This window comes from Caldalkalibacillus thermarum (assembly GCF_014644735.1).
Taxonomy (GTDB): domain Bacteria; phylum Bacillota; class Bacilli; order Caldalkalibacillales; family Caldalkalibacillaceae; genus Caldalkalibacillus; species Caldalkalibacillus thermarum.
In genome coordinates this window covers 39,018-55,775 of record NZ_BMKZ01000011.1, presented here as the reverse complement: position 1 = coordinate 55,775, position 16,758 = coordinate 39,018, and the positions used below count along the sequence as shown (strand labels likewise).

The following is a 16,758-nucleotide window of genomic DNA, read 5'->3' as shown; positions in this document are numbered from 1 at the left end:
AGAAGGGAAGTCATGAAACAACAGTTTGCCGTCATCGGGTTGGGACGTTTTGGGGGCAGTATTTGCAAGACGTTAAGCGATTTGGGCCATGAAGTGTTAGCCATTGATATAAATGAAAATAAAGTGAATCAATATGCTGATATCGTTACTCAGGCGGTACAAATGGATTCCACCGATGAGCAAGCCTTGCGCGATATCGGCATTCGCAATATGGATCATGTCATCGTCGCCATAGGAGACGACATCCAAGCCAGTATTTTGACGACATTGATCTTAAAAGATTTGAACGTGCCGTATATTACGGTAAAGGCCCAAAATGATTATCACGAGCGGGTATTGGCAAAAATAGGGGCCACCAAAATTGTTCACCCGGAGCGGGACATGGGGGTGCGTATCGCTCACCACTTACTCTCCAAAAATGTCATGGATTATATTGAGCTGTCTCCCGATTATAGTCTAGTAGAAATTAAAGCGGGAGAAAAAATGGTGGGCAAATCGCTCTTGGAGTTGAACATCCGTGCTAAATACGGGTGTAATATTATGGCCATTAAATCCAAAGACGGTTTAAACATTTCACCTAAAGCGGAAGATGTCATCCAAAAGGATGATATTCTTGTGGTGATTGGTGCCAACAAAGATATTTCACGCTTTGAAGAAAATGAGGGAGCTTAAATGGGGAAAAAGAAGAAAAAGGAAAAACAGCTTTTTTTGCGCTTAAATCTGCTGTTTTTACTTACCTTTATTTTATTTTCCGCTTTAATCTTCCGCCTGGGGTTAATCCAAATTGTCCAAGGGGAGGAGTTTGTCCAACAGGCTGAACGCAACACCCAGCGCACGATTGAAGGCACAGCGCCAAGGGGATATTTTCTTGACCGACATTACCGCGAAATTGTGACCAATGAGCATATGTATACCCTGACGTTTACCCGCCAGCGGGAGCTGGAAAGCCGTAAAGCGGAGATTGCCCAGAAGCTTTCCGCATTAATCGATATGGACGCCAAAGAGATTCTGGCCAAAATGGAAGAAGGAATCTTTTTAACCCCCCACCGGATCAAAACCAACTTAACGCCTGAGGAGATGGCCAGGGTAGCCGAACACTTGGACCAGCTTCCAGGTGTGGAAATTATTGTGGATTCCGAACGAAACTATGTCTATGACGGAGTATTAGACACATTATTAGGCAGTGTGGGGCCAATTACAGCTGAGAACAGGGATTATTACCTCTCCAGGGGTTACCGGCTGAATGAACAAGTGGGGCGTTCCGGTTTGGAATTGCAATATGAAGAACAGCTGAGGGGTGTGCCATCTGAAAGTATTATCACCGTAGACCGCACCCAACGCATCATTGACCACCCCATTGAGATTCCCGGCCGCAGAGGCAATGACCTGGTCCTGACGATCGATGTGGAGTTCCAACAAGCGATTGAGGAGATAATTGCCAAAGAAATTGAAACTAACCCTGACATACCAAAAGATAAACCGGCTGAGCAGCCCTTGTTTGTGGCCCTTAACCCCAAAACAGGTGAGATCTTGGGCATGTCCAATAATGTTTTTACCTATAAAGTTGGATCTTATGTCCCCGGTTCAACAGTGAAAATGGCTACTGTGCTGGCTGGCCTGCATGAGGGAATCGTCACACCCCATACGGTCATTAATGACCGGCCCATTACCATTGGCAGACAGACCTTCCGTTCCTGGAAAACACTGGGCTCTGTTGATGCCGTCAGAGCATTGCAATTATCCTCCAACATTTACATGATCAACATTGGCCTTAAAATGGCGGGCAGTTACTCTTCAGATGCGGTGAGCCGGGCCCAGGATCAATTGCGGGAATACTATGCCCAATTTGGTTTGGGAGTGCCCACCGGCATTGACCTGCCTGGTGAATCTGCTGGCCAAATCTTTGATTCAGCGGATTATCATCTTCCTGGCCGTTTGGCTCACTTGACCTTTGGCCAGTTGGATCAGTATACCCCCTTGCAGCTGGCCCAATATGTGGCTACCATTGCCAACGGGGGTTACCGCATGCAACCGTATCTGGTCAAAGAAATCCGGCGCGGCACAGCGGAAGATGATGGGATTGGAGAAGTGATCTGGCGCAAGGAACCTAGGGTGTTAAACCGCATTGAGATGAGTGAAGAGCATTTGCGTACTGTGCAAAAGGGGATGGAGGCGGTAACGGCCCCCGGCGGAACGGCGTACGGAATGTTTGGTGACTTCCCGGTTAAGGTGGCGGCCAAAACAGGAACAGCACAAACCGAACGACCCTATAACCACACGTTGCTGTTGGGCTATGCCCCGGCCGATGATCCTGAAATTGCTTTTGCTACACTGGTTCCCTATTCCCAAAGGGCCCAGACCCAAACCCAATCACCGGCACAACGGATCACGAAAGAGATCTTAAGTGTTTATTTTGGTCTAGAGAAAAACGGGGAAGAGGACAATGGAGAGGAAACGGAATAAGCGAACCGGCTTCGGAGTGGAAGCTGTCACCTAAGATGCGGCACCTGTCCTTTCCGTCCCGATGATTTGCGAGAAGAGAGTAGAACAACTCTCTTCTTTTTTTATTTTTATTTCTAGCAATCTTTACACTAACTTAACATTCTATTAAAACCACCTTAAAAAATAGGGTGTATCCTCATACATGTAAGGGAGAGATATTGATTCATGAGGAGGAACTGATGGATGAGGCGCATGTTGAAATGGACAGGGGTTTTCATGATTTTAGCTGCTTTACTGGTTGTGGTTGCTGGATGCGGGACCACAGAAAGCAACACTGAGCAAAACCCAAACAGTGAAGCAGGACAAGACTCAGCTGCTGAAGCGTTGTCAGGTAACGTGCAGATTGACGGTTCATCTACTGTATATCCTTTACAGGAAGCCATTGCTGAAGAATACCGCATGGAACAGCCTGACGTTAACGTAACGGTTGGTGTATCTGGTACTGGCGGGGGATTCAAACGGTTTACCGTCGGTGAAACTGACTTGAGCAATGCTTCTCGCCCCATTAAGGAGGAAGAAGCAGCCATTGCTGAAGAAAATGGCATTGAATATGTGGAGCTTCCCATTGCCTATGACGGGCTTGCTGTTGTGGTCAGTGCCAAGAATGACTTTGTCAAAGATTTAACAGTTAAAGAACTGCAAAAAATTTGGACTGGAGAAGTGACCAATTGGAATGAGGTTCGACCTGAATTTCCGGATGCTGAAATTAAGTTGTTCGGCCCGGGAACAGACTCAGGCACTTTTGATTACTGGAATGAAGTCATCATTGGCGACGATCATGAGATTACCTCCAACTTTGTGGCCTCCGAAGATGACAATGTGTTGGTTAAGGGAATTGCCGATGATGAATATGCGTTAGGCTACTTTGGCTATGCTTATTACGTCGAGAACCAGGACAAATTAAACATCGTGGCCATTAAAGCAGATGAGCATGCTGAACCGGTTGTTCCCACTGAAGAAACCATCAACGACGGCACTTATACACCGCTGTCCCGACCGATCTTCGTCTATGTCAATGTGCACTCCTTCTTGGAAAAACCGCAAGTGCAAGACTATGTGTACTTTATGAATGAACTGGCAGGAGAAATGGCACTTGAAGTGGGATACATCAACCTGCCTGATGAAGTTTATGAAGAAAATAAAGAAAAACTAGATGCGTTGAAACAATAGGTTGAAACAATAGATAGTGATTATTTGTGCCAAAAGTGTGATATGCATTATCACACTTTTGGCTCATTCATATGAGGAGGAAGTATGGTGAGTGTCAGAAGTGAATTGAAGGCCATGAGCCATTCGCCCAACAAAAAGGTCATCTCCCAATCCGTGCGGGAACAGATAAAGGCCAACAGAAGTAATTCGTTTAAAATAGGCCGTGTGACTGAATGGGTCGTGCCAAAATTGCTTTTAGTTTGTGCATCCCTTTCTATTCTTGTGACTTTCGGCATTATTTATACGCTCTTAAAAGAAACGGTCACTTTTTTTGGGCAAGTTTCCATTATCGAGTTTGTCACAGGCACACAATGGACGCCCTTGTTTCAGCCTCAGCGGTTTGGCGTGCTTCCCTTGGTTGCCGGCTCTGTCCTGGTTGCATTGATCGCTAGTATAGTGGCCATTCCTATCGGTTTGGCCAGCGCTATTTTTCTGAGTGAGTATGCTCCTGACCGGGTCAGACGCGTGATTAAGCCCATATTGGAAGTGTTAGCAGGGGTGCCAACCATTGTTTATGGCTTTTTTGCCCTTTCCTTTGTTACTCCGCTATTAAGGGTGTTTATTCCCGATTTAGGTTTGTTTAATGCCTTAAGTGCCGGAATTGTCGTCGGGATCATGATTATTCCTATGGTTGCTTCTCTGAGTGAAGATGCCATGACGGCTGTGCCCCGTTCCATTCGTGAGGGGGCTTATGCTTTGGGAGCCACGCGTCTGGAAGTGGCTTTAAAAGTGGTCGTTCCTGCTGCTTTTTCAGGGATTATCGCATCCTTTGTACTTGCGATATCCCGAGCCATCGGCGAAACCATGATTGTGACGATCGCAGCCGGGGCGATGCCCAATTTTACCTTTAATCCAGTGGAGCCTGTTCAAACATTAACCGCTTATATCGTACAGGTGAGTCTGGGTGATACGCCGTTTGGCAGCATTGAGTACTATACCATCTATGCTGTAGGCATGACCTTGTTTGTGTTGACTTTTGTCATGAATATGATTGCCAGCTGGCTGTCCAGACGATTTAAGGAGGATTATTGATGAGTCTCCCCAGAGAACAGCTGAAACGAACCTTAAGTGGAAGAAAACGGTTTGACCGTCTGTCTTATCTTGTCTTCTTGTCCAGCACATCTGTGGGTATTGTAGTGTTATGCACCCTGCTGATTGATGTGCTGATTAACGGTATAGGCTGGCTGAACTGGGATTTCTTAACTAACTATCCATCCCGCAGGCCGGCTAATGCCGGAATTAAATCGGCATTTTTTGGAACAATCTGGATGATTACTTTGACTGCACCCATTGCCTTTGTGCTCGGCGTTGGAACGGCCATTTATCTTGAAGAATATGCCAAGAAGAACTGGTTTACCCGGTTTATTCAGGTTAATATTTCTAACTTGGCCGGGGTTCCGTCTATTGTCTTCGGCATATTAGGGTTAACCCTGTTTGTCAGAGGAATGGGATTGGGCAGGAGTATCTTAGCCGGTGCTTTTACGATGGCTTTGCTTATTCTTCCGATTATTGTTGTCGCCTCTCAAGAGGCTTTAAAATCAATCCCGCAGGAGTTAAGACACGCTTCATACGCCTTGGGCGGCACAAAATGGCAGACGATCCGGCGCATTGTGCTTCCTGCGGCACTGCCCGGAATTTTAACCGGGAATATTCTGGCCTTGTCCCGGGCAATTGGTGAAACAGCTCCCTTAATTATGATCGGGGCACTCACTTTTGTCGCTTTTACGCCTTCGAGTCCGCTGGACCAGTTTACGGTTATGCCTATTCAAATTTTTAACTGGATTTCCCGTCCGCAAGAAGATTTTCAATATGTGGCAGCTGCGGGGATTATCGTTCTGTTGGCCATGCTGCTGACAATGAATGCGTTAGCCATTTATCTGCGTAACAAATTTCAGCATAAGTTTTAAAGCAAACAAGTAAGAAAGGAGCACCCAGGATGCCTCAAACGGCAACACAAACCATTTTTGACGTGCGCCATTTATATGTATGGTATGGCGAGGACCAGGCGCTAAAAGAGATCACTTTAACCATTCCTGAGAATCAGGTGACTGCCATTATCGGGCCGTCAGGTTGCGGAAAATCTACTTTTATCAAAACATTGAACCGCATGGTGGAGTTAACCCCTAATGTAAAAGTACGGGGAGAAATCTTGTATCGCGGTCAGAACATTATTGATCCCAGTTATGACGTGGTTCAGCTGCGAACCGATGTGGGCATGGTCTTTCAAAAACCGAATCCTTTCCCCAAGTCGATTTATGACAACATTGCTTATGGGCCACGCATTCATGGCATTAAAAACAAAGCGCAACTGGATGAGATTGTGGAAAAAAGCTTGCGTGGAGCAGCGTTATGGGATGAAGTGAAGGATCGCTTGCACGAGAATGCATACGGATTATCTGGAGGCCAGCAGCAGCGTCTGTGCATCGCCCGGTGTCTGGCTATCGAGCCGGATGTGATCTTGATGGATGAACCAACCTCTGCTTTGGATCCTATTTCGACCCTGAAAATAGAGGAATTGGTGCAAGAGTTAAAAAAGAACTATACGATTGTGATCGTCACGCACAACATGCAACAGGCCGCCCGCATTTCTGACCGTACCGCCTTTTTCTTAAACGGAGAAGTTGTAGAATATGATGACACGAATACTATTTTCTCCAATCCATCTGACCAACGGACAGAAGACTATATCACGGGAAGATTTGGGTAATATTGCTTGCATCCCGTCTGCAACGGGTCTTAAGGAGGCGTTGTGATGAAGACACGCAAACAGTATGACCAGGACTTAAGGGCTCTAAAGAAAAGTCTTTACCTTATGGGGCAAAAAGTGAATGAGGCCCTGAAGAAATCGGTAAGCGCCCTGAAAAATAAAGATGAGCAACTATGGCAGCTTTGAAGATCACAACCAGCATTGAGCGGATCGGTGATTTTGCTGTGGATATTGCCAAAACAACTGCCCGTGTTGAGCAAGCAGATGTGATGGCTGCGATTGATTCGTTTACGATCATGATTGATAATGATTGCTTATCCTGATCTAATGGAGCAGATACTACAATTGGCTTATGTTGCCCGTTACTTTGAACGCATTGCTGACCACTGCAGCCAAATACACATTGCAAATTTAAATATAAATATATTATTATATATTTGTATTGACCACAACGGTAAGGGTGATTATCAACCTTGTTGGGCCTGTATATTTGGCTTTCTATCATCGATTAAGGAGAGAAGATCGATGTTAACCTGGAAAGAGCAAGCGGAGATTCTTAAGGTGCTGGGGGATCCTACTCGCTTGCAGATGGTAGCCTTGATGCGTGAGCATGAGATGTGTGTTTGTGAATTTGTGGCTCTGTTTGATATGTCCCAGCCGGCTGTCTCCCAGCATGTCCGCCGATTGAAAAGTGTCAATCTGGTCAAGGAGACCCGGCAAGGGCAATGGATATTTTATCAACTGAATAAAGACCATGAAGCCTGTAGATTTATTGAGCCTTTATTGGAGCGTTTGCCTGAGCTCAGTCACAAGATAACCGAATTGGAACAAAAGGGGTTAAGAGTGTGTCGTTAAGGATGAGCCCATCTCTTAACCGCAAAAGTTTTTACATCTACTCTGGCTTGAAAGGAGCCGAACCACATGTCTAAGCAAAAACCGATTATCTATTTTTTGTGCACGGGGAACTCTTGCCGCAGCCAAATGGCTGAAGGATGGGCCAAAAAATATTTAGGGGACCGCTTTGAGGTGTATTCGGCCGGGATCGAAGCTCACGGGGTTAATCCGATGGCGGTGGAAGTCATGAAAGAAGTGGGCATAGATATTAGCCAGCAAACTTCTGATGTCATTGACCCCAAACTTCTAAAGCAAGCGGATTATGTGATCACCTTATGCGGGCATGCTGACGAGGTCTGTCCGGCCACACCGCCTGGAACCACACGCTGGCACTGGGGGTTCGATGATCCGGCCAAAGCGGAGGGAACAGAAGAAGAAAAATGGGCCGTATTCCGCCGAGTAAGGGATGAAATTGGGGCACGCATTAAACGTTTTGCCGAAACAGGTGAGCAAGACCATTGAATTCTCATAATAAGACGTGTCCGGCAAGGCACGTCTTTTTTTGTAAAAAAATTTATTGACAGTGATTCTCAATCGCAATATAATTAAAGTTGTGATGAGAATGAATCTCATTATGAATACATAATAAGGGGGATATCTGCATGAAACACCACTTGAAGCCGTTCTTATTTGCACTTTTGGCGTTATCATTATTATTTGCTTTGGCTGCTTGCGGCCAAACGGATGACGTTGAGCAGCCGGAAGCAACGCAGCCTGAAGAAGGCCAGGAAGACGCTATCGAAGAAAACAATGAAGAGGCTGTAGAGTTATCTGGGGAACTTGTGGTTTACTCTGTTCGTAACGAGAAATTTGTTCAGCCGCTCCTTGATAAGTTTGCTGAACAAACAGGGATTACGGTGCGCGCCTTGCATGGGGACGATGGCGCTGTACAACGGATCATTGAAGAGGCCAACAATGTTCAGGCTGACATCTTTATTTCTAATGATATCGGTGCCATGGAATATCTTCGCTTGCAAGGTTTGTTGGAAGGCTGGGAGCCTAAAGGCGTGGAAAGCATTGATGAAAAATTCCGTGCTGAAGATAATTCCTGGATAGGGTTGTCAGCGCGTTCCCGTGGATTTATTTACAATAAAGATTTAATTAGTGAAGAAGAAATGCCTAAAACAATGGAAGAACTGGCCGACCCTAAATGGGCAGGGCAATTCATGATTACCCGCGGGGGTAACGGTTCTATGGTCGCCCACGTCTCAGCCTTGCGTTATGAATGGGGTGACGAAAAGACGAAAGAATGGTTGTCCAAAGTGAAAGATAACGCCGGAGCCATTACTGAAGGCCACGGAGATATTCGCCGTGCTGTTGGCGCAGGTGAATATAAATTCGGACTGGTTAACAACTATTATTACCATCAACAGTTAAATGAGCCTGAGGATAACAATGTCGGTTTTATTTACCCAGACCAGGGTGAAGGAGAAATGGGCGTTTTTGTCAATGCAGCCGGTGTGGCTTTGATCAAAGGGGGTCCTAACCCGGACAATGCCAAAGCATTTATTGAGTGGCTGCTGACAGAGGAAGGACAAAGGGAATTTTCTTATGAGTCCATGGAAGTGCCGCTGAATCCCAACGTACAAACCCGGGAGGAAGCCGCCCGCATTTCTGACTACAAAGTCATGGATATGCCGTTGCGTGAGCTTGGCAAAGTATGGGAAGACACTAAAGCATTAATTGAAGAAGCTGGTTTGGATTTGGAGTTGCGCTGATAAAGATGAGGGGATCCTGAACTTTTAAGGGTTTAAGCCATGGACGAAAGGTCTAAGATTGTTTACAATAATAAACGGAGATCTTGGAGTATTCAAGATGCCCATTCTTTCAGGTAGGAGCTAAAGTTGATGAAACGCGATTTAGTCCGACAACAAGAAGTTCAGCATAAAGAACTGAATAGAAGGCAGCAAGAGGTTCGGGAACCGGCTTCCCGAACCCTCTTCCGTTGGGTCCGTTTCTATTGGCGCAAGCATTGGAACGGGAATCCCCCCGATGTGTTTCTTCTTTTGTTAGGCCTTATCACAGCCTTAGCGATGGGCGTTCCTATTTTTTATGTCGTTTGGCGCTCCCTTTTTGCCGGGACGGAACGCTGGTTACGGCTGTTAGACTCCCGTATCCCGGAGCTTTTGCAGAACACTTTGCTTTTAACAGTAGCAGTTACAACTTTAGCGGTGTTCATCGGAGTTTCTCTGGCCTGGCTGGTCAACCGCTGCCAGTTGCCCGGCAGGCGAACGTGGCAATGGCTGCTGGCCCTCCCCCTTGTAATTCCTCCTTATGTTGGGGCTATGACCTATGTCATTGTTTTTGGTCCCAGAGGGTGGGTGGCCAGTTGGTGGGCAGAGAAGCCTTGGCTGAGCCAGGTGGATTTTCCGTTCAATATTTACAGCTTTTGGGGCGTTTTTTTTGCTTTAACCATGTTCACATACCCCTACGTTTTTTTGGTTGCCAGCGCTGCCCTGAGGAAGATGAACCGCAATTTTGAAGACATTGCCCGCTCTCAAGGCTTAACGCCTCTCCAAACATTTTGGAAGGTCAACTTGCCTTTCCTGCGCCCCGCAATTGGTGCAGGGTCCATCCTGGTCTCCTTATATGTTCTGTCTGATTTTGGTGCCATTGCAATGTTAAGGTATACCACATTTACTTCGGCTATTTATTACCAAATGGGCAGCTATGACCGCATATCGGCCAGTGTTCTCAGCTTGGTGCTGATCTTGATCACGCTTTTCATTTTGTGGATAGAGAAAAAAACAAGAGCCAACCAAAAGTATTATCAAACAAGCAACTCCTTTAGGGAACCTGATCTTCTCCCGTTGGGCCGTTGGAAAATTCCCGCATTAATCTATGTTTTGTTTATCTTTTTCCTGTCTGTTGCCTTGCCTATCATGGTGCTCCTTTACTGGTCCAACATTGGGATACGTATGGGTGCCTTGGATGCCCGGTTCTGGGGCTACGTATTTAACAGTATGAAAGTAGCAGGTTTGGCGGCTTTTCTCTCCATGCTGTTTGCCTTGCCGGTCATTTATCTTAAGTCACGCTATCCTTCTCTGATGAGCAAGATTATTGACAAACTGGCCTATGCGGGATATGCCCTGCCAGGAGTAATCGTGGCCCTTGGGATTGTTTTTATTTTTAATCAATATGTCACCTGGTTGTACAATACGTTTTTCCTTGTAGTTCTGGCCTATTTTATCCGCTTTTTGCCCCAAGCTTTACAGGCAGGGGAAGCTTCCCTCAGCCTTGTCTCCCCACGGGTGGATGAAGCGGCCCGCAGTTTGGGCCAACCGCCCTGGAAGGTGTTGTTTACTGTGATCTTGCCGCTGGTGATGCCCGGTATTTTGGCAGGCGGGGCGCTGGTTTTTGTCAGCTCAATCAAAGAGCTGCCAGCCACTTTGCTGTTGCGTCCACCCGGATTTGATACGCTGGCAGTAAGGGTTTGGGTTGAGGCGAGGGAAGCGATTTACCATTTAGCTGCTCCTGCCGCATTACTGATCATCCTGGTTTCGATTTTGCCCCTTAAATGGCTGTTAAGGAAGTATTAGTTCAGCACACATACAAAGCCTCTCCTTCCACCATACTAACAAAAAAGGGCGGAAGGAGACTGGGTATGAGTCAGGTCACGCAAGTTCCCGTTTCCGAACGGTTTGAAGAAAATATCAGCTATTTACAAAAAGAGTTGCGGATTGACAAAAGTTTTGATGTGATCCATCACAAATTGGAATATGGCGGGTTAAAATTTGGCCTTTTTTTTGTAGACGGTTTTGCCAAGGACGATGTGATGGTCAATATCATGCGGCATATCAACGCTCTTGCCCCCCGGGACTTGCGTTCTAACCCCATTGAAGTGTTGACACGCAGCTTGATCCCGTATATCGAACTGGAAACAACTGAAGATCTGGAAGAAGTGATTACCCAAGTTTTGTCAGGGCAGGCAGCCTTGATCGTGGAAGGTGCCACAAAAGCCATATTAATTGACATTAGGGAATATCCCAGCCGTACCCCAGAAGAACCTGATATTGAACGGGTAGTCCGCGGGCCCCGGGATGGATTTGTGGAGACGCTGGTGTTTAACACTGCCCTTATCCGGCGCCGTATCCGCGACCGTTCACTGGTGATGAGATATAAGCAAGTCGGCCAAAGATCTAAAACAGATATTGTGCTTGCTTATATGGACAGTATTGCTGATCCCGATCTTGTGAAGCTGATTGATCAAAAACTGGATGAAATCAATATTGATGGGCTGAGTATGGCAGAAAAAACCATTGAAGAATTTATTTTTGGACGCTATATGAATCCCTATCCATTGGTCAGGTTTACGGAGCGGGCAGACACTTCAGCCGTGCATTTGCTGGAAGGGCATGTGCTCATCATTGTCGATGGTTCCCCGAGTGTTTTAATCTGTCCGACCACTTTTTGGCACCATCTTCAACATGCTGAAGAATATCGCCAAAAACCGGTTGTGGGCGCTTTTTTACGCTGGGTGCGGTTTACCGCTATTTTTACTTCATTGTTTGTTTTACCTTTGTGGTATGTATTGGCAACCAACCCCCATTTGCTGCCCGAGCGTTGGGACTTCATCGGGCCCAATGATGTGGGGCATCTCTCTTTGTTCTGGCAATTTTTCTTAGCTGAAATCGGTACAGAAATATTGCGCATGGCTGCCATTCATACTCCCAGCGCATTAGCGACCGCTTTAGGTTTGGTAGCCGCGATTTTAATTGGTGAAATAGCTGTACAGGTGGGACTCTTTACAAATGAAGTGATCCTGTACGTGGCTATTTCAGTCATGGGAACTTATGCTACTCCAAGCTATGAATTAAGTTTAGCCAATCGGATGTTTCGCATCATCTTTTTAATTGCGGGGGCGGTATTTGGGCTGTATGGATTTACATTGGCGGTTGCTTTTTGGGTTATTTTGCTTGCCTCAACGAAAACATTGAATGTCCCTTATTTGTGGCCGCTGATTCCATTGGATATAAAAGCGTTGTATGAGGTGCTGGTTCGAACTCCAGTGCCTTTGAAAAAAACGAGGCCGGCCATATTAGATATTGAGGACGAAGACAAACTTCACTAGTCACTGAGCCAAGCACAAAGGTTTTGGTCTTTGTGCTTTTGCGCTTTTAAAGAAGAGACAAAATTAAAACATCCGTTCAGGGGTTGATAAACACGTGGGAAGATGTTATATTAAGTAATGCGTTGGATAAGTAATGCGTTGGAAATGATACAGGCGCAATGCGGAGAAGTACCCAAGTGGCTGAAGGGGCTCCCCTGCTAAGGGAGTAGGCGGCTAACTGCCGCGCGAGGGTTCAAATCCCTCCTTCTCCGCCATCATCCACAAATCATTAGCCTGGACTCTTGACATTAACTTTGTTATGTTCTATAATAAAGTAATGCAAAAGACAATGATATTGACGCGGGGTGGAGCAGTCTGGTAGCTCGTCGGGCTCATAACCCGAAGGTCGCAGGTTCAAATCCTGCCCCCGCAACCAATAATGAAGTGTAAATAGCTATCTTGTGGAAAAAGAGACGCACACTTTCGTGTTGCTCTTTTTTTAACGTTTAAGGACGTTTGGGCATTTATGTGTGGAGGGGGAGCGAAGTGGTCAAACGCGGCAGACTGTAAATCTGCTCCCTCTGGGTTCGGCGGTTCGAATCCCATCAGTCGCCCCATGTTTATCAATGCTGGGCTGTAGCCAAGTGGTAAGGCAACGGGTTTTGGCCCCGTGATGCGCTGGTTCGAATCCAGCCAGCCCAGCCATGTTGATTATGGCGGCATAGCCAAGTGGTAAGGCAGAGGTCTGCAAAACCTTTATCCCCGGTTCGAATCCGGGTGCCGCCTCCATACATAACTTCATCTCAAATGATCTAACCGTACATTAACCGCTAAGCAGCCTTCTTTTTGGTCTGCTTAACGTTTAATGTGCGGTTTTTTGTTAGGAATCATTACCATGTCGATCCCTGCATAGAAACTTATCTTGCAGTGCAAAGTAAGAATCCCATCACTATTTATCCTTTAAAAAGGAGGAAAAAGACTATGGCTCAAAACAGAAGCAGGAACACTAATCAGCTTCTCGTGCCTGGTGTACAACAAGCCCTTGATCAAATGAAATACGAAATTGCCCAGGAGTTTGGTGTACAGTTGGGACCTGAAACCACTTCTCGTGCTAACGGTTCAGTTGGTGGAGAAATGACCAAGCGCCTGGTTCGTATGGCTCAGCAACAGTTGAGCGGGCAACAATATAGTTAATAATAACGGGTGCCAGTTGACAGTTAAACTTTTAGACGTAATAAATATATAAAAAAAGAGCCTCAGTTCAAGACTGGGGCTCTTGACATTGTTGATTATCTCTCAAATTAGCCCTCTATGCTACCCGTATCACCTAGTTGCTGCCTGTTGCTTTTCAGTTAAGTGCCGATCAGCTTGGTGTATAATTGTTTGGCTTGTTCTGGATCTGATAAACCTTCCAGCAGCAACCGCCCATCTTTAAAGATGACGATGCGGTACCCATGGTAATAGAGCTGTACATAAAATGGCGTTTGTTTAACCTCGCCAAGCTGTTTCCACCTATTGATCCACGTCTCAAACGGCACGTGCACAGGTTGTTGGGGGGTCACCTGGATGCTGTTCCGGCCACAAAGCTGGGCAATAACGGGCTCTTTAGCCACCTGTTCCAAAAAATGATATTCTTTATTCTGGCAACAGGGGCATTGGGGATTGAACACGCGGGGCAGCTCATCCACATCGTGGTGCCAAAGGTCAATATGTTTTAAAACGGGTTGACAGGCTTCAATGTGCCCCGTTAATAGCTGATAGGCGATAAGGGCCTGGCACGAGCCAACCACATGCACAAGGGGCCCCAATACCCCTATCGTATCACAGGTTTGGCCATGCAGTTCATCAGGTTCATGAAACAGGCAGCGCAAGCAGGGGGTACGGGAAGGGATAAAGCAGCCCACAACACCTCTGGAGGCAATAGCACCGCCGTAAATCCAGGGGATGTTGAATTTAACACTCACATCGTTAATTAAAAAGCGCGTGCGCAAATTGTCTGTACCGTCTATAATAAGATCACAATCTTGAACTAACATTTCAATGGTATGGGGATTTGCATCCTCAACATAAGCGGTGATGTCAACGGACGAATTGATCGCCTGCAGTCTGCTTTTGGCAGCAACCGCTTTAGGCAATTGGTTGAGTGCATCGTCTTCTGTGAACAGTACTTGCCGCCCAAGATTGCTCATTTCCACGATGTCCCGGTCAATGAGGCGCAGCTTTCCCACGCCCAGTCTGACCAAATGCTGGGCTGTTACTGATCCCAGCGCACCAACCCCAATAATAGCCACTTTTTTATCCCTTAACAATGCCTGTTCCACTGAATGGCTCATCACCATGTACATTTCCACTCCGCAAGGTCTAAAATGACCGATTGATTAGCGTAGAGATGGTAATTTGAGCATAACATATCCCAATTATTCCTCCAATATTTTAGAAAAAAATTTGCGATTAAAAAGGATTTAAGCGCTTGCATGTTGAATGTAAATAGTTGAATATAAATAAATGACAAAAGGCTTTAGGCCAGTTCATCACTATTTAAAAGGGAGGTTGATCAACTGTGAAGCTAGGAGGCTACCGTCACAAAGAAGCGTGGGTGGACTTAACCTCGGGCACTGTAGAATACAGAGCACCGAAAGAAGAAGATCTGGTCAAATATGTAGGGGCCCGGGGGCTGGGGGTGAAATACCTGTTTGACCACCAGATTTATAAGGTAGACCCGCTTTCGCCAGAGAACATGCTCTGTGTAATGACAGGGCCCTTGACAGGAACCAGAATCAATATGAGCGGACGTTTGTGTACAGTTACCCGTTCACCGTTGACAGGAACAGTAACGGACTCCCATATGGGAGGATGGACAGCGGCCAGATTAAAATGGGCGGGGTTTGACAACCTCATTTTTACAGGAAAGAGCGACAAACCCGTCTATCTGTATGTGGAAGACGGCAAAGCGGAATTAAGAGATGCTTCCCATCTGTGGGGAATGGGTACGCGGGCCACAATCAAGTATATGCGTGATAAATACGGCAAAGATGTTTCGGTGATGACGATTGGCCCGGCAGGAGAAAATCAGGTGTTGTTTGCCGGCTTCATAAACGAAGATGACCGTGCGGCCGGACGGGGAGGCACGGGAGCGGTGGCTGGTTCGAAAAATTTAAAAGCCATTGTCATCAGGGCCTCCCAGAAAGGAAACATGCCGGAACCGGCACGGCCTGATGAGTATCCTGAAGCAATCAAGGCAGGATTGAAGGCCCTCATGGAAGGGGCACTCACAGCACCCAAAAAGGGCGGTTTGTCTGTCTATGGTACCAACGTGTTGATGAATATTATCAACGAGGTGGGTGCTTTGCCGTCTAAAAACTCACAGGAAACCTATTTTCCCACAGCGGATGAGATCAGCGGTGAAACGGTGCGCAATGAGCTCTTAGTCAGTGACCCCACCTGTCATGCCTGTCCTGTAGCTTGTAAAATTGAAGTGGAAGTGAAAGAAGGGCCGTATAAGACCAGAGTGGAAAGTTTTGAATACGAGTCAGCTTGGGCTTTGGGTCCAAACTGCGGAACATCCAACAAAGAAGCGGTTGCGTATTTGATCGACCTCTGTAATGAGTATGGCATGGATACAATTGAATTGGGCAACACCCTCTCCATGGCCATGGAAGCTTATGAAAAAGGTTTACATCAGGAACCCATTCCATGGGGAGACGTGGATACCATGATCGCCCTGACCGAAAAAATTGCCCGCCGGGAAGGTTTTGGTGATATCCTAGCCAATGGTACAGCACGAGCTGCCAAGCACTTTGGAGATCCGGACATTGCTATGGTGGTTAAAAATCAAGCTATTCCAGCATATGATCCCCGCGGCATCCAGGGCATTGGTCTGGGTTATGCAACCAGCAACCGCGGTGCCTGTCACTTGCGGGGATACACAGTGGCCAGCGAAATTGTCGGTATTCCCGAGCCAACAGACCGCTTGAAGCCAGAAGGCAAGGGTGAGCTGTTAAAAATCTTCCAGGATCTGCATGCTTTTTCCGACTCCCTCGATCTGTGCAAGTTCTCGTCCTTCTCCGAAAATGCTGATTTATACGCCAAGCAATATACCGCTGTTGTGGGCATTGACCTGACAGGCGAAGATATTATGAAAATCGGGGAGAGGATCTACAATCTGGAACGTTACTTTAACAACCTGGCCGGCTTTGGCTATGAGGATGATCTCTTGCCCAAACGGTTCCTGCAAGAACCGGCGGGAGGAAACTCCAAAGGCTCTGTCAGCCATTTGGATGTCATGCTGAATGAGTATTATCAGGTGAGAGGCTGGGAGAAAGGCGTGGTGACCAAAGCAAAACTGCAGGAGTTGGGGATCAACGAAGCAGTAGGGGCCTAATCCGCAGGTCAAGGC

General features: G+C 46.6%; 16 protein-coding genes and 4 tRNA genes. 19 read left to right on the top strand and 1 reads right to left on the bottom strand.

Going from position 1 to position 16,758, the window contains the following annotated elements; genetic code table 11:
- Positions 1-12: 12 nt before the first annotated feature.
- The 18 genes from IEW48_RS06180 to IEW48_RS06095 all read left to right on the top strand — a co-directional run bounded on the left by IEW48_RS06180 (position 13) and on the right by IEW48_RS06095 (position 13,556).
- Positions 13-672: a potassium channel family protein gene (locus IEW48_RS06180; protein WP_007504996.1), complete on the top strand. Its 660-nt coding sequence runs from the start codon at positions 13-15 to the stop codon at positions 670-672.
- On the top strand, positions 673-2,463 hold the full coding sequence (locus IEW48_RS06175) for a peptidoglycan D,D-transpeptidase FtsI family protein (protein WP_188623049.1): 1,791 nt from the start codon (positions 673-675) through the stop codon (positions 2,461-2,463). It abuts the gene before it with no gap.
- A 222-nt stretch (positions 2,464-2,685) separates the two neighbouring features.
- On the top strand, positions 2,686-3,672 hold the full coding sequence (locus IEW48_RS06170; RefSeq protein ID WP_188623048.1) for a PstS family phosphate ABC transporter substrate-binding protein: 987 nt from the start codon (positions 2,686-2,688) through the stop codon (positions 3,670-3,672).
- Between the two features lie 84 nt (positions 3,673-3,756).
- Positions 3,757-4,743, top strand: a complete 987-nt coding sequence (gene pstC, locus IEW48_RS06165; protein ID WP_229703962.1) for a phosphate ABC transporter permease subunit PstC — start codon at positions 3,757-3,759, stop codon at positions 4,741-4,743.
- Positions 4,743-5,618, top strand: a complete 876-nt coding sequence (pstA, locus tag IEW48_RS06160) for a phosphate ABC transporter permease PstA (protein ID WP_188623047.1) — start codon at positions 4,743-4,745, stop codon at positions 5,616-5,618. The genes pstC and pstA overlap by 1 nt, the downstream gene beginning before the upstream one ends.
- A 29-nt stretch (positions 5,619-5,647) precedes the next feature.
- A complete protein-coding gene (gene pstB / locus IEW48_RS06155) occupies positions 5,648-6,418 on the top strand; it encodes a phosphate ABC transporter ATP-binding protein PstB (protein ID WP_188623046.1) in 771 nt (256 codons plus the stop codon).
- 45 nt (positions 6,419-6,463) lie between these two features.
- The gene (locus tag IEW48_RS06150; RefSeq protein WP_188623045.1) at positions 6,464-6,604 is read left to right on the top strand and encodes a hypothetical protein; all 141 of its coding nucleotides are present in this window, start codon (positions 6,464-6,466) and stop codon (positions 6,602-6,604) included.
- Positions 6,592-6,741, top strand: coding sequence for a phosphate signaling complex PhoU family protein (locus tag IEW48_RS06145; protein WP_188623044.1), 150 nt, complete (start codon positions 6,592-6,594; stop codon positions 6,739-6,741). Before IEW48_RS06150 ends, IEW48_RS06145 begins: the two co-directional genes overlap by 13 nt.
- 202 nt (positions 6,742-6,943) lie before the next feature.
- Positions 6,944-7,273 carry an ArsR/SmtB family transcription factor gene (locus IEW48_RS06140; protein WP_188623043.1) on the top strand — a complete coding sequence of 110 codons (330 nt, stop codon included), beginning with the start codon at positions 6,944-6,946 and terminating at the stop codon, positions 7,271-7,273.
- 66 nt (positions 7,274-7,339) lie between these two features.
- The gene (arsC, locus tag IEW48_RS06135; protein WP_188623042.1) at positions 7,340-7,774 is read left to right on the top strand and encodes an arsenate reductase (thioredoxin); all 435 of its coding nucleotides are present in this window, start codon (positions 7,340-7,342) and stop codon (positions 7,772-7,774) included.
- 140 nt (positions 7,775-7,914) lie between these two features.
- Positions 7,915-9,030 (top strand): extracellular solute-binding protein, encoded by a 1,116-nt coding sequence (locus IEW48_RS06130; RefSeq protein WP_188623041.1) that lies wholly within the window; start codon positions 7,915-7,917, stop codon positions 9,028-9,030.
- Positions 9,031-9,159: 129 nt separating this feature from the next.
- Positions 9,160-10,851, top strand: a complete 1,692-nt coding sequence (locus IEW48_RS06125; RefSeq protein ID WP_188623040.1) for an ABC transporter permease — start codon at positions 9,160-9,162, stop codon at positions 10,849-10,851.
- 65 nt (positions 10,852-10,916) lie between these two features.
- A complete protein-coding gene (locus tag IEW48_RS06120) occupies positions 10,917-12,383 on the top strand; it encodes a spore germination protein (protein ID WP_188623039.1) in 1,467 nt (488 codons plus the stop codon).
- 162 nt (positions 12,384-12,545) lie between these two features.
- Positions 12,546-12,637: transfer RNA gene (locus IEW48_RS06115), tRNA-Ser, on the top strand.
- A gap of 84 nt (positions 12,638-12,721) precedes the next feature.
- A tRNA-Met gene (locus IEW48_RS06110) sits at positions 12,722-12,798 on the top strand.
- Between the two features lie 194 nt (positions 12,799-12,992).
- A tRNA-Gln gene (locus tag IEW48_RS06105) sits at positions 12,993-13,067 on the top strand.
- Between the two features lie 10 nt (positions 13,068-13,077).
- Positions 13,078-13,151 (top strand) — tRNA-Cys (locus IEW48_RS06100).
- A 192-nt stretch (positions 13,152-13,343) separates the two neighbouring features.
- The gene (locus IEW48_RS06095; RefSeq protein WP_188623038.1) at positions 13,344-13,556 is read left to right on the top strand and encodes an alpha/beta-type small acid-soluble spore protein; all 213 of its coding nucleotides are present in this window, start codon (positions 13,344-13,346) and stop codon (positions 13,554-13,556) included.
- A 158-nt stretch (positions 13,557-13,714) separates the two neighbouring features.
- On the opposite strand, the gene IEW48_RS06090 is transcribed toward IEW48_RS06095, so the two are convergent.
- Positions 13,715-14,701 carry a ThiF family adenylyltransferase gene (locus tag IEW48_RS06090; RefSeq protein WP_188623037.1) on the bottom strand — a complete coding sequence of 329 codons (987 nt, stop codon included), beginning with the start codon at positions 14,699-14,701 and terminating at the stop codon, positions 13,715-13,717.
- A gap of 221 nt (positions 14,702-14,922) precedes the next feature.
- Here IEW48_RS06090 and IEW48_RS06085 point away from each other — a divergent pair, with 221 nt between their 5' ends.
- A complete protein-coding gene (locus IEW48_RS06085; protein WP_188623036.1) occupies positions 14,923-16,743 on the top strand; it encodes an aldehyde ferredoxin oxidoreductase family protein in 1,821 nt (606 codons plus the stop codon).
- Positions 16,744-16,758: the final 15 nt, after the last annotated feature.

What these genes read in the sequence shown, in the direction of transcription:
- IEW48_RS06180 (WP_007504996.1), top strand. Translation starts at nt 13, where the DNA reads ATGAAACAACAGTTTGCCGTCATCGGGTTGGGACGTTTTGGGGGCAGT.
- IEW48_RS06175 (WP_188623049.1), top strand. Translation starts at nt 673, where the DNA reads ATGGGGAAAAAGAAGAAAAAGGAAAAACAGCTTTTTTTGCGCTTAAAT.
- IEW48_RS06170 (WP_188623048.1), top strand. Translation starts at nt 2,686, where the DNA reads ATGAGGCGCATGTTGAAATGGACAGGGGTTTTCATGATTTTAGCTGCT.
- pstC (WP_229703962.1), top strand. Translation starts at nt 3,757, where the DNA reads ATGGTGAGTGTCAGAAGTGAATTGAAGGCCATGAGCCATTCGCCCAAC.
- pstA (WP_188623047.1), top strand. Translation starts at nt 4,743, where the DNA reads ATGAGTCTCCCCAGAGAACAGCTGAAACGAACCTTAAGTGGAAGAAAA.
- pstB (WP_188623046.1), top strand. Translation starts at nt 5,648, where the DNA reads ATGCCTCAAACGGCAACACAAACCATTTTTGACGTGCGCCATTTATAT.
- IEW48_RS06150 (WP_188623045.1), top strand. Translation starts at nt 6,464, where the DNA reads ATGAAGACACGCAAACAGTATGACCAGGACTTAAGGGCTCTAAAGAAA.
- IEW48_RS06145 (WP_188623044.1), top strand. Translation starts at nt 6,592, where the DNA reads ATGGCAGCTTTGAAGATCACAACCAGCATTGAGCGGATCGGTGATTTT.
- IEW48_RS06140 (WP_188623043.1), top strand. Translation starts at nt 6,944, where the DNA reads ATGTTAACCTGGAAAGAGCAAGCGGAGATTCTTAAGGTGCTGGGGGAT.
- arsC (WP_188623042.1), top strand. Translation starts at nt 7,340, where the DNA reads ATGTCTAAGCAAAAACCGATTATCTATTTTTTGTGCACGGGGAACTCT.
- IEW48_RS06130 (WP_188623041.1), top strand. Translation starts at nt 7,915, where the DNA reads ATGAAACACCACTTGAAGCCGTTCTTATTTGCACTTTTGGCGTTATCA.
- IEW48_RS06125 (WP_188623040.1), top strand. Translation starts at nt 9,160, where the DNA reads ATGAAACGCGATTTAGTCCGACAACAAGAAGTTCAGCATAAAGAACTG.
- IEW48_RS06120 (WP_188623039.1), top strand. Translation starts at nt 10,917, where the DNA reads ATGAGTCAGGTCACGCAAGTTCCCGTTTCCGAACGGTTTGAAGAAAAT.
- IEW48_RS06095 (WP_188623038.1), top strand. Translation starts at nt 13,344, where the DNA reads ATGGCTCAAAACAGAAGCAGGAACACTAATCAGCTTCTCGTGCCTGGT.
- IEW48_RS06090 (WP_188623037.1), bottom strand. Translation starts at nt 14,701, where the DNA reads ATGGTGATGAGCCATTCAGTGGAACAGGCATTGTTAAGGGATAAAAAA.